This is a genomic window from Roseibium salinum (assembly GCF_026240905.1).
In the GTDB taxonomy this organism is placed as follows: Bacteria; Pseudomonadota; Alphaproteobacteria; order Rhizobiales; family Stappiaceae; genus Roseibium; species Roseibium salinum.
The window spans coordinates 3,468,426-3,494,075 of record NZ_JAPEVI010000003.1 but is presented as its reverse complement, the minus strand read 5'-3'; the positions used below and the strand labels follow the sequence as shown (position 1 = coordinate 3,494,075).

Below are 25,650 nucleotides of genomic sequence, written 5' to 3'. Positions count from 1 at the left end.
TGACATCCTTCCCCGGCCGCCCGGCGGAAATTTTCCCCGTTGGCCGCGGTTTAGCTCCCACAGAGGGCCCGAGGATCTGCAGGCGATCCGGCTGTTCGGGCGGCGGGTGCCGTCAGGCCGGCTGCTCGCTCGAATAGCGGCTGGCGTCCGCTCCATAGTAATTGACGTAGCGCGTATTAAGCTCGGAGACCGGCATGATGATCAGAACGTCCGTCGTGCCGAATTGGTGATCGATCACCGCGCCGTCGCCGATGAAGGCACCGAGCCGCAGATAGCCCTTGACGAGCGGCGGCAGGGCGCGCAGGGCTTCCTTGGCATTGATTTCCTCAGCCGGCATGCGGTTCATCTCCACATACCTGTCTTCCACCGCGCGCACGCGCCATTCTTCCGGCGCGCGGGCATTGTGATGCAGAAAGGCAAGCTGGCCAGCGATCGCATCCGGGTTCGTGCTTTCGATGGAAGCGCATCCGAGCATCACGTCGATCTTGTGGCGCAGCACATAGGCCCAGATGCCGTGCCACAGCAGCTCGACGGTTTTCTTGTTGCGGTAGGGCTTCAATACGCAGGACCGGCCGAGTTCCATGAAACGCTTGCCCGAATTGGCGTCGACCAGGGACTGAACGTCGTATTCGCCCGCCGTGTAGAAGCCGCTGTGCCGGTCGGCGATTTCCTGGCGCAGAATGCGGTAGGTGCCGACGATCTCGGGCTTCAGCCTGCCGAGCTTGTTGCGCTTCATCGAGGCATGATCGACCACCAGAAGGTGATCGCAATAGTCATCGAACGGGTCGGCGTCACGGCGTGTTGCCAGGGTATGCGCATCCGCAATGGCCGACATCTCCTGATAGAAGACCTGGTAGCGCAGGCGCTGAGCCTTTTTCACTTCGTAGAAATTGCGCGCCATGCGGACTTCGAGAGAGCCGATCCGGCCGAGCGTTTCGCCGGTCTTCACCGGCGTTTGGAGCGGATGCGCGACGTGCGGTGCGTTTACCATCGCCGCGCCGGGCCACATTGCCGGTGTGAACTTCCGCACCAGCTTCTTCGGAGAAAACAGCCCTTGCCGCATAATGGACATTCCACCCCCTCTTACCGTTTTCCAGGGACACCGGCAGGCGACCGGCCGCGCCTCGTTCGCATGCCGTCCTGCGTGCGCCGGACCGAGCGCTCCGAATCAGGTCACCGTGCTTCGATCCTGCCGTAGACCACGTTAATCCGACAACCGGATGACACCGCGCGTTTCCGCACTCCTGCCACAGGATCACCCGGCCGATTTCCAGCCACCGGACAGTTCAAGCTTAGCTCACTCTTGTGGATTTGTGAAATCTATCGGAGCGGCATTCCGTGCCGCGCTGCAAAAGCAACGCACCCGCTTTGATTGTTGAGAAAGCCCAATGCAATCGTGATATGCTGGCCTCCCATGAAACCGGTAGGGCTCGCTCAGATGATGAGCGCCGCTCCCGGGTCAGCGGCCGATTTCGGCAAGTGCATCGGAAATGGATTCCACGGACAGCGGCTTCGTCAGATAGCCGGCAGCCCCGGCCTCCGTCGCCTTGTCGCGCGCATCCTGCATGACATCCGCCGTGACGATCAGGATTGGTACGGGCGCGCGGCCGCTCGCCTCTTCGTCTTCCCGAATCTTGCGGATCGCCTCGAAACCGTCGAGGCCGGGCATGTGAAGATCCATGAGCACTGCGTCGAACGAACCGCTCAAAGCTTCTTCCACCGCCCGTTCCCCATCGGCGACCATCACCGGCACATGACCGAGCTTGCGCAGCATCGCTTCGCTCAGGAGGCGATTGATGTCGTTGTCTTCCGCGACCAGGAGACGCAAGGGACGGCCGGGATTTCGGCTGCGGCTGGCGAGAAAGCCGTTGGTGACCGGTTCGGAGCTGACATCCCAGGCGTGGTCGATGCCCTCGCCGTTCAATAGCCCGGAAAAGATCTGGATGAGCGTTTCAATGCGCACCGGCCGGATCAGGTAGGCCGCATACCCGGCTTCACGCAGGTGCTCCAGCCGTTCCCGCTCCGGCGGAGCGATCATGATGACCGCCGGTGCCCGGCAGCCCGACAGGCGGGCGGTGGCCAGCCAGCCGCCGCCGTCGGAAAGCGCGGAGTTGTCGACGACCAGAAGATCCGCCGAACACAGAGCTTCATCGAGATCGGAATTGCCCGGTGCCCGGACGGTGACGTCCGAGCCGTGGCGCGCCAGGCGCCTGGCCAGAAGCGGACATTCGATCCGGCTGTTGCTGACAAGGACGATCTTGCGTCCCTCGAGGCCGGCAAGGCGCGGGTCATTGCTGGAAGAAAGGCCTTCGGGAATCGGCAGCGAGACGCGGAAAGTCGCGCCGCCGTCTCCGGTGGGCCGCGCCGTGATCGCCCCGCCCATGAGGCCTGCCAGGCGCTGCGCAATGGCAAGTCCCAGGCCCGTGCCGCCGAATTTGCGTGCCGGGCCGTGATCGATCTGCTCGAACTCCCTGAACAGGCGCTCCGCCTCGGCTTCGTCGAAGCCGATGCCGGTATCGCGCACGTCGATGTCAAGGAAGCTGCCGCCTTCGGGATTTGGCCGTCCCTCCAGTTCCACCGCCACCCCGCCATCGTCTGTGAACTTGATGCCGTTGCCGATCAGATTGAACAGGATCTGCCGCACCCTGGTGGCATCCAGGGTGACTTCCGCCGGAAGGTCCGGATCGACGAAAGCGCCGACCTCGAGCCGCTTGGCATGGGCCTTGGGGGCCAGAAGCTCGACGACGTTTTCCGCAAGCGCGCCCACCCGCACCGGAGTGGCCCGGATGTCCAGCTTGCCGGCCTCCACCTTGGAGAAGTCCAGCACTTCGTCTATCAGGAGCAGCAGCGTTTCGCCCGAGGTTTCCAGCGCCTCGATATAGGCGCTTTGTTCCTTGGTGAGACGCGTGTCGCGCAGCAGGGCGGCCATGCCGAGGACACCGTTCAGCGGCGTACGGATTTCATGGCTGACGGTGGCCAGGAAGCGGGATTTGGCCTCGTTGGAACTTTCCGCCGCATGGCGGGCGGCGAGCAGTTCCTCCTCGATGAGACGGCGCTCGGTGACGTCGCGCAGGACGCTTTGCACCAGTTGGCGGTCGGTGACCGTGTCGCGCACCGGAATGTCGATGCGCGAAAACCAGCGCGGCCCCTGCGCGGTTTCGATGTGAAGATCCTGAAAGTCCATGGCCTGCGCATCGTCATCGAAGGATTCGGTCCGCAAGCACCCAAGGCCTTCCACTTCGATCAGCGGCAGCTCCATTGCACTGCCGGGCTGCAGCGGATGATCTGCGCCGAAGACATCGGCCGCGGCGGAATTGACGTAAGTGATGATGCCGTCCTGGTCGCGCCGGATGACGACGTCCCCGAGCGTTGCCAGGATGCTGGCATGGCGCTCGTCGGACTCGCCGAGTTCCCATGCACGGTCTTCCAGTTCCTCGCATCGCGCCAGCAGGCGCCGGATCTTTTCGTCCTTGATCTGCACCGCCTGGACGGCGCGGAACATGTCGTCGGCGAACAGGCGCCAGACTGCCAGGCCGCCGGCGAAAAACGCCAGTCCCGCCCCGAGAAACCGGTTGAGGCCGTCGGTGGTCACCAGAAAGAGGGCGGCGCCCAGGCCGAGAACCAGTCCTGCCAGGGCCAGATGCTGAAGGACCCTGGCGGGAGCGGATAGCGGCCCGTCCGTGGCACGCCGGCCGGGACCGATCACGGGACCGGCATCATCCGTTTCGGACCTTGGATCGCCGTCGAAGGAGCTTCCGGAGGGTCTTGAGGAGCGCGCGCCTTCCGGCCGCGAGCGGGCCTCGTCCGGTGAAGCTGGTTGCTCCCGCCGGACGTCTTCATCCGGCGCGGCTTCGGCGGCACGCTCGCTGTTCTGGCTGATCAAGATCACTACTCTCTACAAGACCCCGTTGGTGAGAGAGTGACGCTTAAACTTTGAAAAACCGTTTCACTTGCCCCGACAACCGGTAAAAATTGCAAGTCCCGGCAGGGCCCTGGCGGAATATGCCCGCTATTCGGCTCGGCGTGTGCAGCCACAAACGGCAAGACGGGCACTCGGCCCGTCTTGCAATCTTGTCGCGTAGAAGCTTTTTCCGAAGATGCGCAGCGATGCGCCTCTGGCCGGCGCCGCGTTACCGGACGTCCAGAAAACCGATGATCCTACGCACGTCCTTCAGGATCGGTTCGGCGATCGCCGAGGCCTTTTCCACCCCGTCTTTCAGAACCGCATCGATCTGGGCCTTGTCGTCCATCAGACGGCGCATCTCGTCGGTCATCGGCGACAGCGTGGAAACCGCCAGTTCGGCGAGCGCGGGTTTGAAGGTGGAGAACTGTTGTCCGCCGAAATCCTTCAGGACCTCTTCCTTCGTGCGCCCGGCAATCGCTGCGTAGATGCCGACGAGATTGTCCGCTTCCGGGCGGTCTTCCAGGCCGGCCACTTCGCTCGGCAGGGCATCCGGGTCGGTCTTGGCCTTCTTCACCTTCTTGGCGATCGTGTCCGCATCGTCGGTCAGGTTGATGCGCGACAGGTCCGACGGGTCGGACTTCGACATCTTCTTGGTGCCGTCGCGCAGCGACATGATCCGCGTGGCCGGGCCGGCGATCATCGGCTCGGTCATCGGGAAATAGAGATATTCCGGCAGCTCGTTGGACGGTGTCGGGTTCGGCACGCCGATGCCTAAGTCCTTGATCCGGTCGCCGAAGTCGTTGTTGAACTTTGCGGCGATGTCGCGGGTCAGTTCCAGATGCTGCTTCTGGTCGTCGCCGACCGGCACATGGGTTGCCCGGTACGCCAGGATGTCGGCGGCCATCAGGTTGGGATAGGCGAACAGGCCGACGGAGGCGTTCTCCCTGTTCTTGCCGGCCTTTTCCTTGAACTGTGTCATGCGGTTGAGCCAGCCCATCCGCGCCACGCAGTTGAAGATCCAGGCGAGTTCCGCATGTTCGCGGACCTGGCTCTGGTTGAAGATGATGGATTTCTTCGGATCGATGCCGGCCGCCATGTAGGCGGCGGTCACTTCCCGCGTTGCATTGGTCAGCTCCTCCGGATCCGGAAATCCGGCGGTAATGGCATGGGAGTCGACGACGCAGAAGATGGTCGGCATCTGATCCTGCAACGGCACCCAGCGCGAAACCGCGCCCAGGTAGTTGCCAAGATGAAGATTGCCGGTCGGCTGGACGCCGGAAAAGACACGGGGCTGGAACTCCGCCATTTAAGATCCCTTTGATTGGTGCGGCCGGTTGGAAGGGCGCTGTGAACATTTGGGCGCGCCGGGTGTAAGTCCCGCAGGGCTTTGATGCAAGCGCGAAACGTAGGAAATCCCGCGTTTCGCGCTCATGTGTTGCGCCGTGTCAACGCTTTCAGCATTCCGGTCAGGTCCGCGCCGCCGCTGAGCTGGGTAAAGATGCTGAACGTGACCATGCCGATCAGCACGAGCAGGACGAGACTTGCCGCCCGGACGGCCAGCAACGGGTCGGTGAGATATGCGCTGAGGAGCCCGGCGGCGAAGTAGATGCTGACGCCCATGGCGAGGCTTGCCAGGAGCACCAGCACCAGCCGGCGCAGGAGCTTGAGATCCGGCGCAAAATGGCCGCGCTGCCACAGAACGATAATCAGCAGGCCGGTATTCACCCAGCCGGCCAGCGTCGTTGCCAGCGCTATGCCGACATGTTTCATCACCGGAAACAGCGCGATCGACAGTACGACATTCACCACCATGCCGATGCTGGCGAAGATCATAGGTGTCCTGGTGTCCTCGCGGGCGAAATAGCCGGGTGAGAAAACCTTGTTGAGTACGAAGGCCGGCAGGCCGAAGGCAAAGGCCGTCAGCGCCGCGGCCGTCCCGTCGACGGCGGCCGCATCGAAGCGCACGCGCTGGAACAGGACCGAGACGATTTCATGGGGAATGACGGCCAGCGCCACTGCGGCCGGCAGGGTGAGCACCAGGGCGAACTCCATGGCTCTGTTGAGACTGTGCTGGTAGGCGGCCGCATGGCCGGCCCGCAACTGCCGCGTCAGGCTCGGCAGCAGCACCACGCCGATGGCAATACCGATCACGCCGAGCGGCAGCTGGTAGAGCCGGTCGGCAAAATAGAGCATGGCATTCGCGCCGTCCTGAAGCGACGCGATGATCTGTCCCACGGCGATATTGATCTGCGTAACGCCGCCGGCAATAACGCCGGGAATGCCGAGAGCAAGAAGGCGCCGGGTCGACTTCGTGAAGCGGGGACGGACCACGGGAATTCGGAAACCGAGCCGCTTTAGATCGATGATCACGACCACCAGCTGCACGACGCCCCCCACGGTGACGCCTACCGCCAGAATGACGCCGAGCATGGTGGGGTCACCGACGCCGAGCATCAGCACGCCGGCAAGGACGATGCTCATCACCACGTTGAGCATGACAGGGGCGAAGGCGGCGGCCGCGAAGCGGCCATAGGTGTTCAGCATGCCGCCGATGAAGGCCAGCAGCGACATGAAGATGAGATAGGGAAAAGCGATCCGCGACATGAGCACGGTGAGATCGAACTTTTCCGGATCGCCCAGAAAACCGGGCGCCAGCGCCCAGACCACGGCGGGCATGAATATCTGGGCCAGCGCCGTCAGGATCAGCAGGCAGAACAGCAGCGCCGAGCCGATTTCCCCGGCGAATTTTTTCGCGCCGTCCTCACCCTCCTCTTCGACCGCCCGTCCGAAAAGCGGAATGAAGGCCGAGTTGAAGGCGCCTTCCGCGAACAGCCGCCGGAAGAGGTTCGGCAGGCGGAAGGCCACCACGAAGGCGTCGGCGACGGGCCCCGTCCCGACGGCCGCCGCCAGCAGAACGTCCCGGACGAAGCCGAGAAGGCGGCTCAGGAGGGTCGCGCCACCGACCGTTGCGAAATTGCGGACAAGACTCATTTCCAGGCGGGCTCCGAGTGACGATCCTGTTCAGGACGCTTGGCGTTGCGCTTTGCGGGCGACCGGCGCCGCCGGATCCAGCTCCACGTTCCCTTCCACGGCGTTGGCCAGACGTTCCCGGATGATGTCCTGCCGGCCGATATTGGCAATCTTCTGCCCGGTCAGATCCGTCACGTAGAACACGTCGACCACTTTCTCGCCGAAGGTGGAAATATGGGCGGAGCCGATATTCAGGTTGAGCGTGGCAATGCTGCGGGTGAGGTCGAAAAGCAGGCCCGGCCGGTCCAGACCGGAAATTTCCAGAACCGTGTAGTCATCGGACAGCGCATTGTTGACAAGCACTTCGGTGGCGACCTTGAACGCCTTCATCCGGCCCTTGACGGAGGATTTTCGCGCGATCGGGTCGGGCAGGCGTTCCTCGCCGCGCAATGTGGCCTCGATCAGCCGCGTGATCCGCTCGCCGCGCCGGCGCTCGTCCTTGTCGCCCGGCAGTTCCCGCCCGATGAAGATCGTGTCGAGGGCAAAGCCGTCGGTCGTGGTGTCGATCTGCGCATCGACGATATTGGCACCGGTGGCATGGCAGGCCCCGGCGATGACAGAGAGCAGCCTCGGGTGATCCGGCGCGAAGATCGTCAGCTCCGTCACCCCTTCGAATGCCCGGGGAACGACCTGGAACGCCAGGTGCTTGCCCTCCTGATCCGCCTCGTGAAGCAGCTCCGCGTGCGCCGCGAGCCGGTCCGGTTCGGTGCGGAGCCAGTAGGCCGGGTAGTGCCGGTTGAGATAACCGGACCTGGCTTCGTCGGGCCAGTGCTGGAGCCTGGCGCTGAGGTCTTCCTTGGCCTTCACGATGGTCTGGTTGTGGGAAAGCTTGGTGTGGCCGCCGGTCAGGTGCGGTTCGCTGGCGTAATAGAGCGTCCTCAGCAACTGGCCTTTCCAGCCGTTGAAGACGCCTGGGCCCACCGCCCGGATGTCGGCAACTGTCAGGATGAGCAGCAGTTTCAGCCGCTCGAGCGACTGAACGGTCTGGGCGAAATCGGTAATGGTCTTGCGGTCCGACAGATCGCGCGACTGGGCGATGGTGCTCATCTCCAGATGGTGCTCGATCAGCCAGGCGACGGTCTCCGTTTCCGCATCGTTCAGTCCGAAGCGCGGGCAGAGTTTGCGGGCGATCCTGGCCCCGGCAATGGAATGGTCTTCCGGCCGGCCCTTGGCGATGTCGTGCAGGAACATCGCGACGTAGAGAACCTTGCGGTTCTGCAGGGTCAGGATCAGATCGGTGGCCAGGGGATGGTCGTCGCCGGAATCGCCCCGTTCGATATCGGCCAGAACACCAATCGAGCGGATCAGGTGCTCGTCGACCGTGTAGTGGTGATACATGTTGAACTGCATCATCGCGACGACCTTGCCGAATTCGGGCACGAAACGGCCGAGAAGGCCGGTCTCGTTCATCTTTCGCAGGGTTTTTTCGGGAAAATGCCGGGATGTCAGGATCGACAGGAACAGGCGGTTGGCTTCCGGATCGTTGCGCACATTGGCATCGACAAGCTTCAGGGAATGACGCATCAGCCGCGTGAGTTGCGGATGCATGTTGTATTCGTGCTTGTCGGCAATCTGGAACGCCCTGAGGAGGTTGGTCGGGTCGCTTTCGAAGATCGTGGGGGAAGCTGCATTGAGGCGGTTGTTTTCGACCACGAAGTCCGGTGCCCCGTCCACCGTCTTGAGAGCGCCGGACAAGCGCCCCTTGCGCAGCCGGCGCATCATTCCGCTCAGGCCCTTGCCGCGCGGCTCCTTGACGTGCTCCTCCTCCAGGGCGGCACAGAGGATGCGGGTCAGATCGCCGACGTCCTTGGCCACCAGGAAATAATGCTTCATGAACCGCTCGACATCCTTCATGCCGGGATGCTGGGTATAGCCCAGCCGGATCGCGATCTCCCGCTGCACGTCGAAGGACAGGCGCTCTTCCGGGCGTGAGGTCAGGAAATGCAGGTGGCAGCGCACGGCCCAGAGGAAGTCCTCGGATTTTTTGAATCTCTTGTATTCGGAACGGGTCAGAACGCCCTTCTTGACCAGCTCCGACTGCCTGTTGACCCGGTAATGGTACTTGGCGATCCAGAACAGGGTGTTGAGGTCGCGCAGGCCCCCCTTGCCTTCCTTGATGTTCGGCTCGACGAGATAGCGGGACATGCCCTGGCGCTGGTGGCGCTCATCTCTTTCCTGCAGCTTCGCGGCGATGAATTCCGAACTGGTTCCCTCGACCACTTCCGTATCGAAGCGCTGCACCAGTTCGTCGTAAAGCGGCCGGTCGCCCCACACGTAGCGGGCTTCGAGGATGGCGGTGCGGATCGTCATGTCCGCGCGGGCGAGCCGGATGCATTCGTCGATGTTCCGCGTCGCGTGGCCGACCTTGAAGCCGAGGTCCCAGAGCATGTAGAGAATGTATTCGACCACCTGCTCGCCCCAGGGCGTCTGCTTGTAGGGCAGGATGAACAGCAGATCGATGTCGGATTCCGGCGCCAGGGTTCCGCGGCCATAGCCGCCGACGGCGGCGATCGACATGCGCTCGGCAGCCGAAGGATTCTTGACCCGGTAGACGTGGTGAAGGGCGAAATCGTAGATCACCCGGATCAGCTCGTCCTGGATGGACGATAGGCGCGCGGCACAAAGCAGCCCGCCGCCATCCTCGTTGAGCAGGGCTTCGACGTTCTCCCGGGCGGCTTTCACGGTCGACTTCAACTCGGCCAGCACCGCGGAGCGGACCTTCATGTCCCAGCCGTCACCGTCGTTCTTCGACGTGAGGGCGGTCAGGCGTTCCTTCAGGGCATCCGTATCGATCAGGCCGGCGATTTCTTCCTGGGAAAGTCTCATGCTGGTCAAGAATTCCGTTCAAAAGCGTCAGGGCTGGTTATACAGATGTCGCGAAATAAGGACAGGTAAATCCTTTTGGCTCCCCCGGTCGGGTCCGGCCCTAAATGTCATCCTTGGCCGCAGCCACCCGGAGCTGGTGCAGGAGCGTGTTGAGGGATTCTTCCGACAGGCCGCCGATCTTGAGCGCGAGCTGGTTGGCCAGTTCGGTCGCCCTCGGGTGCATGCCCGCCGTGTCGATGACCACCCGCGGGTCGGAGAGTTCCGCAAGGCGCTGGATTTCTTCCGCCTCGTCCCAGATGACGTTGAAATAGGTGATGATCCGCTGCACCAGGAACCATGTGGGTTTGCCGCGCTTGCCGTGTTCGAGCGCGGAGAGATACGCGCTGGAGACCGACAGCGCCGCGGCCATTTCCTTCAGCGACACGTCCCGTTTCGCCCTCAGTTCCCGGATCTTTGCGCCAAGCGGTGTCACGGCCCTACCTTTTTCTCCGAATGCGGACGTAAAGCGCCCCTGCCCCTCCATGGCTGGCATGCGCTTCCTCGTAGCCGATCACGACGGAACGCAGGTCAGGCATCGACAGCCATTGCGGCACCATTCTGCGCAAAATTCCCCGCTCGTCCATATAGGCTTGTTCCGGGCCTCCTCCCTTGCCGGTGATCACCAGGACCACCTTGGCCTGGCGCGCCTGGGCCTGGTAGAGGAAGCCGCGGAGCCGGTCGTGGGCCTGGTGCTGGGTGAGGCCGTGCAGGTCGATCCGGGCGTCGATCGTCTTCACGCCGCGGATGAGCTTTCTGCGGTAACGGTGTTCCAGGTGGTGCATCGGCAGGGGCGCGGGCGGCTGCGTGGCCGGTGACGGCGCCTTGATGGCGGTGGCCGTGGCCGGTGTCTTTACGCTGTCGTTCCGCGGCGCCTCGACGGCTTTGGCAAGCTCGTCCTCGATGGCCTTTGCCCGGTCCGGGTGCAGCGGGGTCAGCGTTCTGGTGACCTTGCCCCACAGGTCCCGGTCTTCCGGCGACAGTGTCCCTTTTTTGCCCCGCTTCGCCATCGTTCAGTCCGTCACCGCCGTTGCAGCCGGAAGCATCAAGTTCGGGACCAGAACCGTGAACGCCGCCTGGTGGTGAATATCTCCCGCCACGTCGCCGGCCGCCTGTCCGGAGCCGATGAAAATATCACCACGCGCAGGGCCCCTGATTGCGGATCCGGTATCCTCCGCCAGCATCAGGCGGGCGAAGGTCCGGCCGCCGTCCTCAGGATCTGCAAAGGACGAAGTGACGTAGATGAGCGCGCCATAGGGAAGATGCCGCGGATCGACGGCAAGGCTCCGCCCCGGCGTAAGGGGCACGCCCGCGGCACCGATGGGTCCCTGGTCGGGGCCGGTTTCGGTCACTTCGCGGAAGAAGATATAGGAACGGTTTTCCTTCAGCAGGGCATCGCGTTGGTCCGGATGCTCGGCCAGCCATCGGCGCAGGCCGGCCATGGTGAAGTCGTCCGGTGTGCCTTCGCCTCGATCGACCAGCAAGCGGCCGATGCCGGTATAGGGGTGGCCGGACTTGCCCGCATAACCGACCCGCATCACCGAACCGTCGGCAAGGCGCAGGCGGGCCGAGCCCTGGACGTGGATGAAAAAGGCATCGACCGGATCCGCGAGCCAGACCAGCTCGAGCCCTTCGCCGTCCAGCGCCCCGTCCATGATCGCGGCCCGGTCCGGCAACTGGGTCAACCGTTCCGAGGTCCGGCGGCCATGGCTCAGACCGTCCGGCCAGTCCCCGGGCCGGTTGTCTTCGGTCACGGTTTCAAGGCCGGCGGGTTTCTTGTGCAGCGGCACCTGAAAGGCGGCGGTTTTCGTGCGCGAGGCTGCGACTTCCGGCTCGAAATAGCCGGTCACGAAGCCCCGTTCGGTGATCCGGAATGGCGTGAAATGGGTTTCGAAGAAATCCCGGGCACCGGCGGGCCGCTCGTTGCGGAAGAGTTCCGCCGTCAGGCAGAGCTGCCGGAGGCTGGACCGGGGCACTTGCAGCCCGGCCGGGCCGTCACGGTTCGCGCCGGGATTGCCGCAAAAGCGCAGGAAGCCGGCCAGGGCCGCTGAATGATCGTCCCTTTCCCAATCGGCAAGACGGGCATAGGAAACCTGTTCGAAATGTTCCGGAAACTGCGGGCCTTGCTGCATGGCGGTGGCAGCTCCTGCAATGAAAAGCGGCGCGGCATATGCCGCGCCTTTCTGGAAGACGGCAAAGAGGGCGGCCAGCGGCGACCGCTTGGTCCGCCCCTTTCGCGGCATCACTATTCGGCGGATTCGGTTGCGACCAGCTTCCAGTTCGGGTCGCGGGAGGTGGTGTCCCGTGCAAAGGTCCAGATATCGACCACCTCGGTCACCTTGGCGGGATCGCCGTCGACGACCTCGCCTTCCTTGTTCCGTGTGGCGGAGATCAGCTGGCTGTGGATCTTCACCGTCACCTGGGCAGTGGTGCCCTTCAGGGCGGCTTCGACGATCTCGGCCTTGTCGATGCCGACAAAGGTGGACTCGATGGTTTCGCCACGTTTCTCGCGGTCTTCGATCGCGCTCACGAAGCCCTCGTAGACATCCCGGGACAGAAGGTTCTTGAGAGCCTTCTTGTCGCCCTCGGCAAAGGCCATGACGATCATTTCATAGGCCGCGCGTGCGCCTTCGACGAACTGCTCCGGCTCGAAGCTGCGGTCGACGGAGAGGATCCGCTTCAGGGCGCCGTTCAGCGCGGAGCCGGCAGGGGCAACCTTGTCGATCACGACGTCGCCGCCGCGGCCGCGCTGGTCCGCCGGCTCCGGCTGGTGCGTCACCTGGTCCGGCAGCTGGATTACGTTGTCCTGGCCGTTGGCCTTGCCGTTTGTCTGCTCCGGCTTGGAATAGGGGTCGAAGGGCGGACGTTCGTTGCCCGTGCGTTTGCCCAGCACGGATCGCAACTTAAACAGAATGAAAACCGCAAGTCCCAGGAGGAGAAGTGTCAGTGGGTCAAAAATCTCATTCATTTTACGTTCCGGCTACCCTTCTCAGGCCGTAGAAGCCGCCCCCCTTGAGCTATCAGGTGAGCGCCGCTCCGCGCTTGATGTTTGTTAGGTCCATATCTAGGGGGTCCTTGAACCAGCATCCAGACCCAAGAGCAAGACAGAATATTCGCCACGCTGTTATTCTGCGGTTGCCTGCTCGCATTTTTGCGGCCGAATGTCTACCTTAGGGCCTAACAGACTAACAGACGACGGAGTTCCCGTGGGATTTTATATCATTGCAGGCATCCTTCTGCTTCCCCTGATTGAAATAGCAGTGTTCATCTGGGTGGGCGGTCTGATCGGTGTCGTTCCGACGATCCTGCTGACGGTGGTCACCGCCCTGGCCGGCACGTTGATGCTGCGCCAGCAGGGGCTGTCTCTGCTCACGCGCATGCAGCGCGAACTGGATGCAGGGCGTGTTCCCGGCAACGAGGTCATGCAGGGCGCGATGATTGTTCTGGCAAGCATTTTCCTGCTCATTCCGGGCTTCGTGACCGATGCCGTCGGCCTGCTCCTGTTCGTTCCGCCCGTCCGCGAAGCCCTGGCCCGGTTCATCGTTTCCCGGTCGGATGTGGTCATCGTCCAGGACGGCAGGCGCCCCGGCAAGCCGGGCGAGCGGGTGGTCGATCTGGACGAGGGCGACTGGTCGGCCACCAACGAGGGTTCCGCGGATGGCGCCAAGGGCCCCGACCCCTCCAGGATCAGCCCCTGGCGGGACGGTTCGGACAAGGCCTGACCCGAAAAATCGCGCCGGCCCGCCCGGTCACCAAATCGTGACTGACCGCGTATGCGTAATATTTACCTGTTCCCGGTAGATCAGCGGAGGTTCGGTCGAAATCGATCGAACGTCAAAAGCTGATCGGTCACCCGCAGGAGAGCGTCTTGCCTGCGTTCGCCTGAACGCACAGTGCTCCTCCGGGCCGGCGGTCGATCTGCATGTCGTGCCGGCAAAGGCGGGGGCATCATGAGCGCACAGCGTGTCGACTGGGTGGATACGGCCAAGGGCATCTGCATCATCTTCGTGGTGATGATGCATTCCGTCCTCGGCGTCGAGGCCGCCGCCGGCGAAACCGGCTGGATGCATCCCGTCGTGGCCTTTGCCGCACCGTTCCGCATGCCCGACTTCTTCCTGATTTCCGGCCTGTTCCTGGCCAATGTCATCAATCGGGACTGGAAGCTCTATCTCGACCGGAAGGTCGTGCACTTCGCTTACTTCTACGCGCTCTGGATGACCATCCAGTTTGTCGTCAAGGCACCGGTCTTCGTCGATGAGATGGGAGCCAGCGGAACGCTGCAGTTCTATTTCCTCAGTTTCTTCGAGCCATTCGGCACGCTGTGGTTCATCTACATGCTGCCGGTGTTCTTCGTGGTCTGCAAACTGGCCCATGAAAAGGGCGTGCCCTGGCCGCTGGTGCTCGGCGCCGGCGCGGTGTTGCAAATCGCGCAGATCCATACCGGCTGGCTGCTTGTCGACGAATTCGCCAACCGGTTCGTTTTCTTCTATGCCGGCTACATCTTCGCCCCGCAGATCTTTTCCCTCGCCGGCTGGGCGCGCGAGCGCATCGGCGTGAGCCTCGGCTTTCTTCTGATCTGGGCCGGGATAAACGGCGCCCTGGTCTATCTCGGCTGGGCCGCGCAGCCGCTCGTCTCGCTTGCGCTCGGCGCGGCGGGCGCCGGAGCCATCATCCTGACCAGCGCATTGATCGTGAAATTCGGGCGGCTCGGCTTCCTGCGCCATTTCGGCGCCAACTCCATCGTCATCTATCTGGCGTTCTTCTTTCCCATGGGAGCCACCCGCGTCATTCTGCTGAAACTCGGGGTTCTGGATACCGGCACTATCTCGTTGATCGTCACCATTGTTGCCACCGTCAGCCCGATGATCCTGTTCTGGATGATCCGCAAGACCGATCTCGGCTGGTTCCTGTTCAAACGGCCGCGATGGGCCTACCTGAGAGGGACATCCACCGCCGGAAAACAGGCGCCCGCGGCTGAGTGACGGGAGCGGGCCGGAATTTTCATCTTTAGGACTTTTCTCCGGCGCTGGCTGCGGGCATGATCCGCGCCATGTCGACGCAAGATTCTTCCCCCGCCCTCACCGCCAACGACCATCTCATCCTGGTCGACGGCTCCACCTTCATCTTCCGCGCCTATCACGCGCTGCCACCGCTGACGCGCAAGCCCGACGGCCTGCCGGTCGGCGCCGTCTCCGGCTTCTGCAACATGCTCTGGAAGCTGCTGCAGGAGGGCCTTACCCCGGAAGAAGGCGACGAGCCGACCCATTTCGCGGTGATCTTCGATCATTCCGCCAAGACGTTCCGCAACGACATTTACCCGGAATACAAGGCCCAACGCCCGGAACCGCCGGAAGACCTGGTGCCGCAGTTCGGCCTGATCCGGGAGGCGACCCGCGCCTTTTCCGTGCATTGCATCGAGCAGGAAGGCTTTGAAGCCGACGACCTGATCGCGACCTATGCCCGCCAGGCCGCGGATATGGGCGCACGGGTGACGATCGTCTCCGGCGACAAGGACCTGATGCAGCTCATCGGCCCGAAGGTCGGCATGATCGACACGATGAAGAACAAGATCTTCGGCGAGGCGGAAGTCTTCGAGAAATTCGGCGTCGGCCCGGACAAGGTCATCGAGGTCCAGTCGCTGGCGGGCGACAGCGTCGACAACGTGCCCGGCGTGCCGGGGATCGGCCTCAAGACCGCGGCGCTGCTCATCAACGAGTTCGGCGACCTGGAGACGCTTCTGGCCCGGGCCGGGACCATCAAGCAGAACAAGCGGCGGGAAAACCTGATCGAATTCGCCGAGCAGGCGCGCGTTTCCAGGGAACTGGTAACGCTCAAGCTGGATGTGCCGGTGGAAGTTCCGGTCACCGACCTCTTCGTCAATCATATCGATGGCGCAAAAGCGATCAGCTTCCTGAAGACGATGGGCTTCAATACGCTGACCCGCCGCGTCGCCGAGACGACCGGCGCGGATCTGGAAAGCGTCGAAGCGGCGGAATTCCAGGTGCCGGGTTGGGACGTTCCGGACCACAAGGGACGCATGGTGGAGCGCGGGGAAGCCCCGGGCGGCGCGGAAGCGGCAAAGGCTGCGGGCGACCTGTCGCCCGGCAACGAGGGCATGATGGTGCCGCAGACCGTGGCCGATGCCCGGGCCGAGAGCATCAAGGCGATCCCGGTCGATTCAAGCGCCTACGAGACCGTCACCAGCCTCGACCGGCTGAGGGAGTGGTGCGACGCGGCCCGTGAGAAGGGCTATGTCGCCTTCGACACGGAAACCACGTCGCTTGATGCCATGCAGGCGGATCTCGTGGGGCTGTCGCTCGCCACCGAGCCCGGCAAGGCCTGCTACGTGCCACTGGCCCACGTGGACGGCGAGGCGGACCTTCTGGGCGGCGGAGGCCTTATTGCCGGCCAGCTCCCGCTGAGGGAGGCCCTGGAGGTCCTGAAACCGATGCTCGAGGACCGGTCGGTTCTCAAGGTCGCGCAGAACCTCAAGTATGACTGGCTGCTGATGAGCCGCTACGGCATCGAGATCGGCCCCTATGACGACACTATGCTGCTCTCCTATACGGTAGATGCGGGCAAGGGCGGCAACGGCATGGACGAGTTGTCCGAGCGCTGGCTGGGCCACAAGCCGATCCCGTTCAAGGAAATCTGCGGCTCGGGAAAGTCCCTGATCACCTTCGACAAGGTGCCGCTCGACAAGGCGACCGCCTATGCCGCCGAGGACGCGGATGTCACCCTGCGACTGTGGCTGATCCTGAAGCCGCGCCTTGCCGCCGACCGGATGGCAACCGTCTACGAGACGCTGGAGCGGCCGATGGTGCCGGTGCTGGCGCGCATGGAAAGGCGCGGCATTTCCGTCGACCGGCAGATGCTGTCGCGGCTCTCCGGAGATTTCGCTCAGGGGATGGCCGGGCTGGAAGCGGAAATCCACGAGCTTGCCGGCCAGAGCTTCAACATCGGCTCGCCCAAGCAGCTGGGCGACATCCTGTTTGGCAAGATGGGCCTGCCGGGGGGCAAGAAAACCAAGACGGGCGCCTGGTCGACCTCCGTCCAGGTGCTGGACGATCTCGCCGCCGAAGGCCATTTGCTGCCGTCGAAAATCGTCGCCTGGCGCCAGCTCTCGAAGCTGAAATCCACCTATTCCGACGCCCTGCCCGGCTACATCAACCCGGAAACGGGGCGGGTGCACACCTCCTACGCGCTGGCGGCGACCACGACGGGCCGCCTGTCGTCGTCCGAGCCGAACCTGCAGAACATTCCGGTGCGCACGGAAGAGGGGCGCAAGATCCGCAAGGCTTTCATTTCCGAAAAGGGCCACAAGCTGATCTCCGCCGACTACAGCCAGATCGAGCTGCGGGTGCTGGCGCACATGGCCGATATTCCGCAATTGAAGAAGGCCTTCGACGACGGGCTCGACATTCACGCCATGACGGCAAGCGAAATGTTCGGCACGCCGATCGAAGGCATGGACCCGATGGTCCGCCGCCGGGCGAAAGCCATCAATTTCGGCATCATCTACGGCATTTCCGCCTTCGGTCTCGCCAACCAGCTCGGCATCTCGCGCGGCGAGGCGGGCGATTACATCAAGACCTATTTCGAACGGTTCCCGGGCATCCGGGACTACATGGAAGAGACCAAGAAGCTGGTGCATGCCAACGGCTATGTCACCACGATCTTCGGCCGCAAGGCCCATTATCCGGAAGTGAACACCAACAATCCGAACCACCGCGCCTTCTATGAGCGCGCCGCCATCAACGCCCCGATCCAGGGCTCCGCCGCCGATATTCTCCGCCGCGCCATGGTGCGCATGGAGCAAAGGCTGCAGGGCTCGAAGCTGAACGCGCAGATGCTGCTGCAGGTGCATGACGAACTGATCTTCGAAGTGCCCGACGGCGAAGTCGAGGACACCATCCCGGTGATCCGCCACGTCATGGAAAACGCCTGCGACCCGGCCCTGAAGCTGTCAGTGCCCCTGCAGGTCGATGCAAGGGCCGCGGACAACTGGGACGAGGCACATTAGGCGCAAGGGGATTGCAGCAGCCGGTCCGGACGAACACCCGTTCGACGTGCTCGGAGCGGGGCAGGCACATTTCGCGACTGCCGGTCCGGCAGGTCTTTCACACCACCCTGAGGTCCGGCTGGGTCTTTCCCGCCAGGGCCGAATGCTGGGCCGTGACGTTCTGGAGGAGTTCGTTGAGATGTTCTTCCAGGTAATCGACGATCGGCGACTGGGTTTTCGACTGGGTGTAGATGGCCAGTTCGGTGCCCGGCAGTTTCGGGAAGCCGTGCTGTTCCTTCAGGACCCTGAACCCGTCCAGGATGGCGCCTGACGGCAGGCAGCAGACGCCGGCGCCGGACATCACCGCAACCTGGGCGGCGGCGACGCTTGTCGTGGTGATGCGCTCGTACCAGTGCCGTCCCGCGCGCGCCAGGGCGCTGAAGGCCTGTTCGCGGAAAGGGCATGGCTCGGGGAACATGATCAGCGGCAGCGGATCGGTCAGCGGGCAGTCTTCGCTGGCGGCCCAGTGCAGGGGTTCTTCCACGATCGTGCTCGACTTCGCCCGGCCGGGTCCCGCCAGCGCGATGGCGAGGTTGATGTCGTTGTTGGCCAGCATGTCGTGGAGGGTGGCGCTGTCCGCCACCGTCATTTCCAGTTTGACGTTCGGGTGGATCTTGACGAAGTTGCAGAAAATCGACTGCAACTGGCCCGTCGCGTACCATTCCGGCAAACCTACATGCACCGTTCCCGTCAGTTCCGGTGCCGACAGGCGCAGCCGCGCTTCCTCGTGGGACCTGAGAATGTCGAGGGCATGCTGATAGAGGATACGTCCGGCAGGGGTGAGGTTCATGGTGCGCGCATTGCGTTCGATCAGCGGTTTGCCGACACGATCTTCCAGCCGTCTGAGCTGCGTGCTTACGCAAGGTTGCGTGCGGTTCAGCCTGGATCCGGCATGAGTTACGTTGCCTGCCTCTGCAACAGCAACGAAGGCCTCCAGCAACTCAATGTTAAAACGGCCGATAGTCATTCCCGAATGCCTCCGTCTTATCCGAAATCCGGGCGTTGCGGATCCCGGTCCCCCAACATCAGCCAAGCATAACGTTCTATTATGAGGTGCTGCAATTATAAATTTATATTAGGAAAATATATCCCGTAATCCGAGAGTCTCTTTCATCAAAGTGGGTACCCGATATGACACTCGCGCTTACAATCGGCCAACCGGACCATCTGGATGTAAATGAGAGACCCCTGTCCCTGCAGCGCCGGGTGCATAGGGCAATCGCTTCACATACCGAATTCAGTCTCGACCGCATCGTCACCCAGGACAACCGGGTGAAATACACCAATGCCGGACGGCCGAAGTCCTCGGCGGATCATCTCGACGAGGTGTTCCGCCTGATGCGGGAACTGAACGAGGCCGGTGTCGGATCGCACGCGCTCGGCCGCCTGTCGGAAACGGGCAGTTCGTTCCGCAGGGCCCTTGAGGACATCTGCGCGAAGGTTGCGGAGACGTTCAGCGGCAAGCCGCTGATCTATGTCGAGCTGGGTCCCGAGCCGGTCAAGACCGGCTTCATCGTGAAGACGCTGCTGGAGCTGGGGGTCGAGATTGACCGCTACATCGCCGTCGACATCAATCCGATGTCGAGCGCCCATATGCGCGCGGCTCTTGAGGAAATTCTGCCCGACACGCCGCTGGAATTCGTCACCACGTCTTTCGATGCCTTCCGACTGAGCGATGCGGTGGAAGACGACGGGCCGGCCGCGCTCATCACCATGCTCGGCTTTCAGGAAGGCAATGACGATCCGTTCGTCGTCAACCAGTGGCTCCGCGACATTGCCCGGCCCGGCGACTATCTCCTGTCGGAAAGCCAGCTTTACGCGGACCGGCACATCGAAAACATCCCGGCTTTTTACGCGCACCCCGCCATGCAGCGCTTTTCGCGCATCGCCTTTGAACAGGCGGTGGACCGCAGTGCACCGTCGGTCAACCGGTTCTTTCTCCTGCCCGTGACCTTCCACGACGGTCAGACGGCGCAGGTCGCCATCCTTGGCGAAGAATTTTCGAGTACAATCAAGGGAAGAAACTTGCACGTTTCCAACTTCTGCCTGAAACTGAACCTCGATCAGTATCGCCACTACAGGCGGCACGGCGGACATTTCGAGATTACCGGCGAGACCCTGACTGATGACGAGACACTTCACTTCCAGCTCTCCCGCCGGATCTGACAGCACCGTGAAGGCCCGTAGTCTAACCGCTGCGGGCCTTGCCATTGTGGCCGCCACATACGGCCTCGCACGCTATTGCTTCGGCCTTTTCCTGCCCGAAATCCGTCAGGAATTCGGCCTGTCACCGGAAACGGTCGGGCTGATCGCCGGTTCGTCCTATCTGGGCTACCTGGCCGCGACCTTTGCCGGCTCATGGCTGTCCACCGTCGTCGGGCCGCGGTTGCCGATCCTCCTGGGCGGCCTGGCGGCGGCCTCGGGCATGGCGATCATCGCCGTTTCCCCGGATCCGCTGATCCTGGCCGTCGGCGTCTTCGTGGCCGGCACCAGTCCTGGCCTCGCCTATCCGCCCTTTTCCGATGTCATCGTCCGCCATACGGAGCCCCGCCGGCAGAACTCGATCTATGCCTGGATCAATTCGGGCACAGGTTTCGGCGTGGCTCTTGCCGGTCCGCTCGCCCTTTACGCGGGCGAAGACTGGCGTCTTGCCTGGATGATCTTTGCCGCCCTCGCGCTGGTCATCACGGTCTGGAACATGTTCACCCTGCCCAACCGCCACATCCGCTCCGGCAAGACCGCGGCGGCGGTGTCGATCCGGTTCCTGCTGCACAAAACCGCCAGGCCGCTGTTCATTGCCGCCCTGCTGTTCGGGGTGGTGACGGCGGTCTACTGGACCTATGCTGTCGAACTGTTATGGGCCCTGACGGGAAATCCGCGCGATTCCATCCTGTTCTGGATCGTGCTCGGCATGTCCGGCGTCACCGGCTGCTTTGCCGGCGGACTGGTCGACCGGTGGGGCTTGCGCAGAACCTACCGGACGCTGGCGATCGCGGTCGGGGCCGCCGTGGCCGCCCTGCCGCTGCTGATCGGCACCAAACTCGGCATCTACCTCTCGGCCGCAAGCTTCGGCACGGGCTTCATCGTGATGACCGCCCTGTTCGGCATGTGGAGCATGCGGATCTTCCGCGAGACACCGTCGATCGGCTTCGGCTTCACCTTCTTCCTGATTTCGCTGGGGCAGGGCATCGGGCCGGTCATCAGCGGCTTTCTGATTCCCGTCGTCGGGCTTTCCGCGCTGTTCGTGGCTGCCGGGCTGTTGTGCTGCGGGCTTGCCGTGTTCAGGTCCGCAGACTGAGGGACGTCCATAACAGTCCATTATGAACGCTCGACGGCGCATAACCGATATTTTGTGGCAAGTCCCGGAAATTGCGAGCATCCTTCAAGCACGCATTGATTGATATTACAAAAACGACCGGAACCATGATCCTGACCGACATAGAAGAAAACAACATTCAGCTCGACGTCGAGCTGTGCCGTGCCATGTTCGAAAAAGATCCGGACAAGATGATCGAGCTGGTTTCGGAATGGCTGGAAGCAAACCGGCTGATGACCAGCGAGCGGTTCTGTGTTCCCGAGTACCTGGACGAGATCCTCTCCCGCGCCCGCGGCTATTCCGGCGGCCGGACCTGGCACACGCTGGCGTCCTGATCATCGGCCCGTGCGGCTGGCGGCGCCCCGGCATGCGGGGTTCGGAACAGCCCGGACAAGCCAGGGACCTTTGCCTAACCTGAAAGGCGTTGCAGCGCGTGCGCGTTCCGCCTTTGTTCTTGCATCCCTTGGCGAGATATGGTTGGTTGATCCTCATCTGAAAGTTGAGGCTGGGGCATGGTCAGCAAGATAACGACGGTTGCCTTTCAGGGCATTGAGGCCGTGCCGGTGGACGTGCAGGTGCATGTCGGACCGGGCGCCGTTGCCTTCAACGTGGTCGGCCTGCCCGACAAGGCCGTCGGGGAAAGCCGGGAGCGCGTGCGCGCCGCCCTCTCCGCCTCCGGCCTGGCGCTTCCGGCAAAACGCGTCACCGTCAACCTCGCGCCTGCCGACCTGCCCAAGGAAGGCTCCCATTACGATCTGCCGATCGCGCTCGGCGTGATGACGGCAATCGGCGCGATTCCCGCGGAATTCCTGCAAGGCTATGTGGTGCTTGGCGAGCTCGGGCTCGACGGCACGCTGGCTCCGGTCGCCGGTGTGCTGCCCGCCGCCATGGGCGCCAATGCCCTCGCCAAGGGCCTGATCTGCCCAGAGGCAAGCGGCGGAGAGGCCGCCTGGGCCGATGCCGACATGGATATTCTCGCGCCCCGCTCGCTCATCCAGCTTGCCAATCATTTCAAGGGCACGCAGGTGCTCTCCCGTCCGGCCGCCAAACTTCAGGCGCGCCCGGGCGCCCTGCCGGACCTTGCCGAGGTCAAGGGCCAGGAAAGCGCGAGACGGGCGCTGGAAATCGCCGCGGCCGGCGGCCACAACCTCCTGATGACCGGTCCTCCCGGATCGGGAAAATCCATGTTGGCGAGCCGGTTGCCGTCGATCCTGCCGCCGCTCACCCCGCGCGAGCTTCTGGAAGTCTCCATGATCGCGTCCCTTGCGGGGGAACTGGCCGAAGGCAAGCTCACCGACCGCCGCCCCTTTCGCGCGCCGCACCACTCCGCCTCCATGGCGGCGCTTGTCGGCGGCGGCATCCGCGCCAGGCCGGGCGAGGTCTCGCTTGCCCATAACGGCGTGCTCTTCCTGGACGAATTGCCGGAATTCAACCCGCAGGTGCTCGACAGCCTGCGCCAGCCGCTGGAATCGGGCGAGGCCGTGATCGCCCGCGCCAACCACCGGGTCACCTATCCCGCCCGCATCCAGCTGGTGGCGGCCATGAACCCGTGCCGCTGCGGCCATGCGGGCGAGCCCGGCCACCAGTGCCGCCGGGGCGAGCGCTGCGTGAGCGACTATCAATCCCGCGTTTCGGGACCGTTCCTCGACCGGATCGATGTCAGGATCGACGTTCCCGCGGTCACCGCCGCGGACCTGATCGGCCCGGCGGCAGCCGAGCCCTCCGCCGCCGTGGCGGGCCGGGTCCTGGAAGCAAGAAAGATCCAGCAACAGCGTTTCCTCGAGCTTGGCCTCACCTGCCGCACCAACGCCCAGGCCCCGGCTTCCATCGTCGAGACCATGACCAGGCCGGACGCCAAGGGACTGGACTTCCTGCGCAACGCGGCCGAAACGCTGCAACTGAGCGCGCGCGGTTACCACCGGGTCATGAAACTGGCGCGCACCCTGGCCGATCTCGACGGCCAGGACATGGTCAGCCGCATCCATCTGGCGGAAGCCCTCAGCTACCGCGGCCAGGACATGTCCCGGCAGGCGGCATGATCTTTTGGTATGCTGGCGTTCGACCAGTCGTTGTGGGAATTGCATCGCCCTATCGCGCCGTAGCGGTGGACCTGTATGCCGCGGCTGCCGAGGATTTCCAACTCGTGGACGATGACACTGGCCACCGCACGACTGTCAGTATGCACGCCCGGCGCGGGACGCCGGGCGTGTGAAAAGGTGCGGGTGAAACGAACCGTCGTCGGCCGGGCGAGGCGGACGACGGTTGGTCAGGATCAGGCGGCGGTGACTTCGTTCAGGAATTCATCGACAACCTGGCGCATCCGTTCGGCAGTCGCCGCAACATCCCGCGTGGCAACGAGCATCTGCTCTGCGGAGTTCTGGCTTTCGACCGCGGAGCTGCTGACGCCGGTAATGTTGGCCGACACTTCGCTGGCGCCCGTGGCCGCTTGCTGAACGTTTTCCGAAATTTCCGACGTCGCCGCGCTCTGTTCTTCGACGGATGCGGCGATCGCTTCCGTGGCGCCCAGGATTTCCTGCATGGTCCCGGTAATGATGCCGATCGCCTGCACGGCGCTTTCCGTTTCCGCCTGTATGCCGGCGATCTGCGCGGAAATGCTGTCAGTGGCCTTGGAGGTCTGCGTGGCCAGTTCCTTGACTTCGGCCGCGACAACCGCAAAGCCCTTCCCGGCTTCCCCGGCCCGGGCCGCCTCGATGGTGGCGTTGAGCGCGAGCAGGTTGGTCTGTTCGGCGATATCCTGGATGAGCGAGATCACTTCGCCGATCTTCACCGCCGACTCGGCGAGGCCGCCGATCTTCACATTGGTCTCGCTGGTGGCGCTGTTCGCCCTTTCCACGGTCTCCTTGGTCTGGCTGATCTGCCGGGCGATTTCGTTGATCGAGGAATTCATCTCCTCCGAGGCGCTGGCAACGGATTGGACATTGGCGGAGGCCTGTTCGGAAGCCGCAGACACGTTGTTTGCCTGGGAAGAGGTTTCGTTTGCAAGATCCAGCAGCGATTCCGCAGTCGCCTTCATCTGGCCGGTGTTCGACGCGACCACTTCCAGCACCTCCCTGACGGCACCGCGGAAGGATGTGATCAACTCCTCGATCCGCTTCTGGCGCACGACCTGCGCCTGCAGTTCCGCTTCCCTTTCCGTTCTCAGGCGGAAGCGCTCGATGGCATTGTCCTTGAACACCTGCACCGCGCCGGCCATCTCTCCAAGCTCGTCGCTTCGATCAGGCGAGGGGATCTCGATCGCGTCCAGGACCTCTTGGTTGCCTTCGGCAAGCTCGGTCATTGCCGCCGTCATCTTCTGGATGGGTTTCGCCGCCATCTTTCCGACCAGCATGCCGAGACCGGCAACGCTTACCACGGCAAAGGCGATCACGATCATCATCACCCGGCCGACCTTGTCGACCATTGCATAGGCTTCGCTGGTGGGGATGCGCACCAGGACGGACCAGGCGAGCCCGGGATAGCCGTAGGCCCCGTCCGTATGCGCATAGCCCGCCGCCTGTTCGATTTGCTTGCGCGCATGAATGGAGTCCATGCCGCCCGTCTCGCCTGAGACGGCCATTTGCGCGGCTTCCACCTTGTCGGCCAGGTTGAACTCGCCGATAACTGCAGGGTCGCGGTGGTACTCCGTCCATCCCTGGCCGAGAGGATCGTAATCGACGATGATCCGGCCGTCGGGATCAAGCACGGTGATCTCCGTGCCCGCTTTACCGTCGTTGGCGAGCCCGGTGTAGAAGCTTTGCACGATCTCCTCCACCAGACCGAAATCCGCGAAGTTCACCCAGACGCCAACGGGATTTCCGTCCGCTCCGAAGATCGGCGCAGAAAACGGGATCACGTAGCCATCGTCCTTGTAGAGGGCTCCCACGATGTCGATTCGGGATGGCTGCTCGACGGCTGTTCCGGTCAGGCCGTTGCCGCCCTTGAGGAATTTTCCGTCGCGCGCGCTGGTGAACCAGCTTTCCGCAGCGAAATTCCTGCCGAGTAGCGAGGCGGTGTCGAGCGGCTTGCCGTCAGCGGTGACGGTATTGGCGGCGACGATGTTGCCATCGAGGTCGAACACAAGCATCAATCGGTATATGCCGTAGCCGGTCGTATAACCGTTCATCGAACGGATCAGCGGATTGTCGGCCGCGCTGCTGCCCCAGTTTGCCGTGTCCTTGACGGAGGTATTAAGGGCAAAGGCCTGAACGTCGCCATAGCGCTCGAACAGGTTGCGGTCGATCACGTCACCGATTGAAACGGCAAGCTGTTCAACCGGATCCCTGAAGGCACTGCGGAATTCCCCCTCTTCGAGTTTGTAGAAGAGGAAGACGGTGGCAGCTGGGGCCAAGCTGAACACCAGGAGCATCGCCACGAGCTTGTGGGCGATCCGGAGTTTCATTCGGTGCACTGGAACTCTACGTAATTCTTGCATGTTATCGTTCCTTGGTACGGCTTTCTTGGTTCGTGAATCACCGT

18 protein-coding genes are annotated in these 25,650 nt (G+C 63.2%); 7 read left to right on the top strand and 11 right to left on the bottom strand.

Annotation, left to right across the window (positions count from 1 at the left end; genetic code table 11):
- Positions 1 to 112 precede the first annotated feature (112 nt).
- The 9 genes from olsB to ON753_RS20645 form a co-directional block, all read right to left on the bottom strand.
- The gene (gene olsB / locus ON753_RS20685; protein WP_377047392.1) at positions 113 to 1,063 is read right to left on the bottom strand and encodes a l-ornithine N(alpha)-acyltransferase; all 951 of its coding nucleotides are present in this window, start codon (positions 1,061 to 1,063) and stop codon (positions 113 to 115) included.
- A gap of 396 nt (positions 1,064 to 1,459) precedes the next feature.
- Complete coding sequence (locus ON753_RS20680; protein WP_265965015.1) at positions 1,460 to 3,883, bottom strand: PAS domain-containing hybrid sensor histidine kinase/response regulator; 2,424 nt, start codon at positions 3,881 to 3,883, stop codon at positions 1,460 to 1,462.
- Positions 3,884 to 4,130: 247 nt separating this feature from the next.
- Positions 4,131 to 5,210 (bottom strand): tryptophan--tRNA ligase, encoded by a 1,080-nt coding sequence (trpS, locus tag ON753_RS20675; protein ID WP_265965013.1) that lies wholly within the window; start codon positions 5,208 to 5,210, stop codon positions 4,131 to 4,133.
- A gap of 122 nt (positions 5,211 to 5,332) precedes the next feature.
- Positions 5,333 to 6,895, bottom strand: a complete 1,563-nt coding sequence (murJ, locus tag ON753_RS20670; protein ID WP_265965012.1) for a murein biosynthesis integral membrane protein MurJ — start codon at positions 6,893 to 6,895, stop codon at positions 5,333 to 5,335.
- A 30-nt stretch (positions 6,896 to 6,925) separates the two neighbouring features.
- Positions 6,926 to 9,760, bottom strand: a complete 2,835-nt coding sequence (locus tag ON753_RS20665) for a [protein-PII] uridylyltransferase (protein WP_265965010.1) — start codon at positions 9,758 to 9,760, stop codon at positions 6,926 to 6,928.
- 100 nt (positions 9,761 to 9,860) lie between these two features.
- Positions 9,861 to 10,232, bottom strand: coding sequence for a helix-turn-helix domain-containing protein (locus ON753_RS20660; RefSeq protein WP_265965007.1), 372 nt, complete (start codon positions 10,230 to 10,232; stop codon positions 9,861 to 9,863).
- Between the two features lie 4 nt (positions 10,233 to 10,236).
- The gene (locus ON753_RS20655; protein ID WP_265965005.1) at positions 10,237 to 10,806 is read right to left on the bottom strand and encodes a Smr/MutS family protein; all 570 of its coding nucleotides are present in this window, start codon (positions 10,804 to 10,806) and stop codon (positions 10,237 to 10,239) included.
- A 3-nt stretch (positions 10,807 to 10,809) separates the two neighbouring features.
- Positions 10,810 to 12,039, bottom strand: coding sequence for a murein transglycosylase A (gene mltA, locus ON753_RS20650; protein ID WP_265965003.1), 1,230 nt, complete (start codon positions 12,037 to 12,039; stop codon positions 10,810 to 10,812).
- Positions 12,040 to 12,041: 2 nt separating this feature from the next.
- Complete coding sequence (locus ON753_RS20645; RefSeq protein ID WP_265965001.1) at positions 12,042 to 12,764, bottom strand: Tim44/TimA family putative adaptor protein; 723 nt, start codon at positions 12,762 to 12,764, stop codon at positions 12,042 to 12,044.
- A 238-nt stretch (positions 12,765 to 13,002) separates the two neighbouring features.
- Here ON753_RS20645 and ON753_RS20640 point away from each other — a divergent pair, with 238 nt between their 5' ends.
- The 3 genes from ON753_RS20640 (at position 13,003) to polA (ending at position 17,819) form a co-directional block, all read left to right on the top strand.
- The gene (locus ON753_RS20640) at positions 13,003 to 13,518 is read left to right on the top strand and encodes an FxsA family protein (RefSeq protein ID WP_265964999.1); all 516 of its coding nucleotides are present in this window, start codon (positions 13,003 to 13,005) and stop codon (positions 13,516 to 13,518) included.
- Positions 13,519 to 13,746: 228 nt separating this feature from the next.
- Entirely contained in the window at positions 13,747 to 14,778 is a 1,032-nt protein-coding gene (locus ON753_RS20635; RefSeq protein ID WP_265964998.1) for an acyltransferase family protein, read from the top strand.
- Between the two features lie 56 nt (positions 14,779 to 14,834).
- On the top strand, positions 14,835 to 17,819 hold the full coding sequence (gene polA / locus ON753_RS20630; RefSeq protein WP_265964996.1) for a DNA polymerase I: 2,985 nt from the start codon (positions 14,835 to 14,837) through the stop codon (positions 17,817 to 17,819).
- Positions 17,820 to 17,916: 97 nt separating this feature from the next.
- Here the strand turns inward: polA and ON753_RS20625 are convergent, their stop codons facing one another.
- The gene (locus tag ON753_RS20625) at positions 17,917 to 18,825 is read right to left on the bottom strand and encodes a LysR family transcriptional regulator (protein ID WP_265964995.1); all 909 of its coding nucleotides are present in this window, start codon (positions 18,823 to 18,825) and stop codon (positions 17,917 to 17,919) included.
- 164 nt (positions 18,826 to 18,989) lie between these two features.
- Here ON753_RS20625 and ON753_RS20620 point away from each other — a divergent pair, with 164 nt between their 5' ends.
- From ON753_RS20620 to ON753_RS20605, 4 genes are all read left to right on the top strand, one after another.
- Entirely contained in the window at positions 18,990 to 20,024 is a 1,035-nt protein-coding gene (locus ON753_RS20620; protein ID WP_265964993.1) for a hypothetical protein, read from the top strand.
- A gap of 7 nt (positions 20,025 to 20,031) precedes the next feature.
- A complete protein-coding gene (locus tag ON753_RS20615) occupies positions 20,032 to 21,156 on the top strand; it encodes an MFS transporter (protein ID WP_265964991.1) in 1,125 nt (374 codons plus the stop codon).
- Positions 21,157 to 21,281: 125 nt separating this feature from the next.
- Entirely contained in the window at positions 21,282 to 21,509 is a 228-nt protein-coding gene (locus ON753_RS20610) for a hypothetical protein (RefSeq protein WP_265964989.1), read from the top strand.
- Positions 21,510 to 21,686: 177 nt separating this feature from the next.
- Positions 21,687 to 23,213 (top strand): YifB family Mg chelatase-like AAA ATPase, encoded by a 1,527-nt coding sequence (locus tag ON753_RS20605; protein WP_265964986.1) that lies wholly within the window; start codon positions 21,687 to 21,689, stop codon positions 23,211 to 23,213.
- Between the two features lie 233 nt (positions 23,214 to 23,446).
- Here the strand turns inward: ON753_RS20605 and ON753_RS20600 are convergent, their stop codons facing one another.
- Complete coding sequence (locus ON753_RS20600; RefSeq protein ID WP_265964984.1) at positions 23,447 to 25,573, bottom strand: methyl-accepting chemotaxis protein; 2,127 nt, start codon at positions 25,571 to 25,573, stop codon at positions 23,447 to 23,449.
- Positions 25,574 to 25,650: the final 77 nt, after the last annotated feature.

Excerpts from the sequence above, each read along its gene's own strand:
- olsB (WP_377047392.1), bottom strand. The coding sequence starts at position 1,063 with ATGCGGCAAGGGCTGTTTTCTCCGAAGAAGCTGGTGCGGAAGTTCACA.
- trpS (WP_265965013.1), bottom strand. The coding sequence starts at position 5,210 with ATGGCGGAGTTCCAGCCCCGTGTCTTTTCCGGCGTCCAGCCGACCGGC.
- murJ (WP_265965012.1), bottom strand. The coding sequence starts at position 6,895 with ATGAGTCTTGTCCGCAATTTCGCAACGGTCGGTGGCGCGACCCTCCTG.
- ON753_RS20665 (WP_265965010.1), bottom strand. The coding sequence starts at position 9,760 with ATGAGACTTTCCCAGGAAGAAATCGCCGGCCTGATCGATACGGATGCC.
- ON753_RS20655 (WP_265965005.1), bottom strand. The coding sequence starts at position 10,806 with ATGGCGAAGCGGGGCAAAAAAGGGACACTGTCGCCGGAAGACCGGGAC.
- mltA (WP_265965003.1), bottom strand. The coding sequence starts at position 12,039 with ATGCCGCGAAAGGGGCGGACCAAGCGGTCGCCGCTGGCCGCCCTCTTT.
- ON753_RS20645 (WP_265965001.1), bottom strand. The coding sequence starts at position 12,764 with ATGAATGAGATTTTTGACCCACTGACACTTCTCCTCCTGGGACTTGCG.
- ON753_RS20635 (WP_265964998.1), top strand. The coding sequence starts at position 13,747 with ATGAGCGCACAGCGTGTCGACTGGGTGGATACGGCCAAGGGCATCTGC.
- polA (WP_265964996.1), top strand. The coding sequence starts at position 14,835 with ATGATCCGCGCCATGTCGACGCAAGATTCTTCCCCCGCCCTCACCGCC.
- ON753_RS20625 (WP_265964995.1), bottom strand. The coding sequence starts at position 18,825 with ATGACTATCGGCCGTTTTAACATTGAGTTGCTGGAGGCCTTCGTTGCT.
- ON753_RS20620 (WP_265964993.1), top strand. The coding sequence starts at position 18,990 with ATGACACTCGCGCTTACAATCGGCCAACCGGACCATCTGGATGTAAAT.
- ON753_RS20610 (WP_265964989.1), top strand. The coding sequence starts at position 21,282 with ATGATCCTGACCGACATAGAAGAAAACAACATTCAGCTCGACGTCGAG.
- ON753_RS20605 (WP_265964986.1), top strand. The coding sequence starts at position 21,687 with ATGGTCAGCAAGATAACGACGGTTGCCTTTCAGGGCATTGAGGCCGTG.
- ON753_RS20600 (WP_265964984.1), bottom strand. The coding sequence starts at position 25,573 with ATGAAACTCCGGATCGCCCACAAGCTCGTGGCGATGCTCCTGGTGTTC.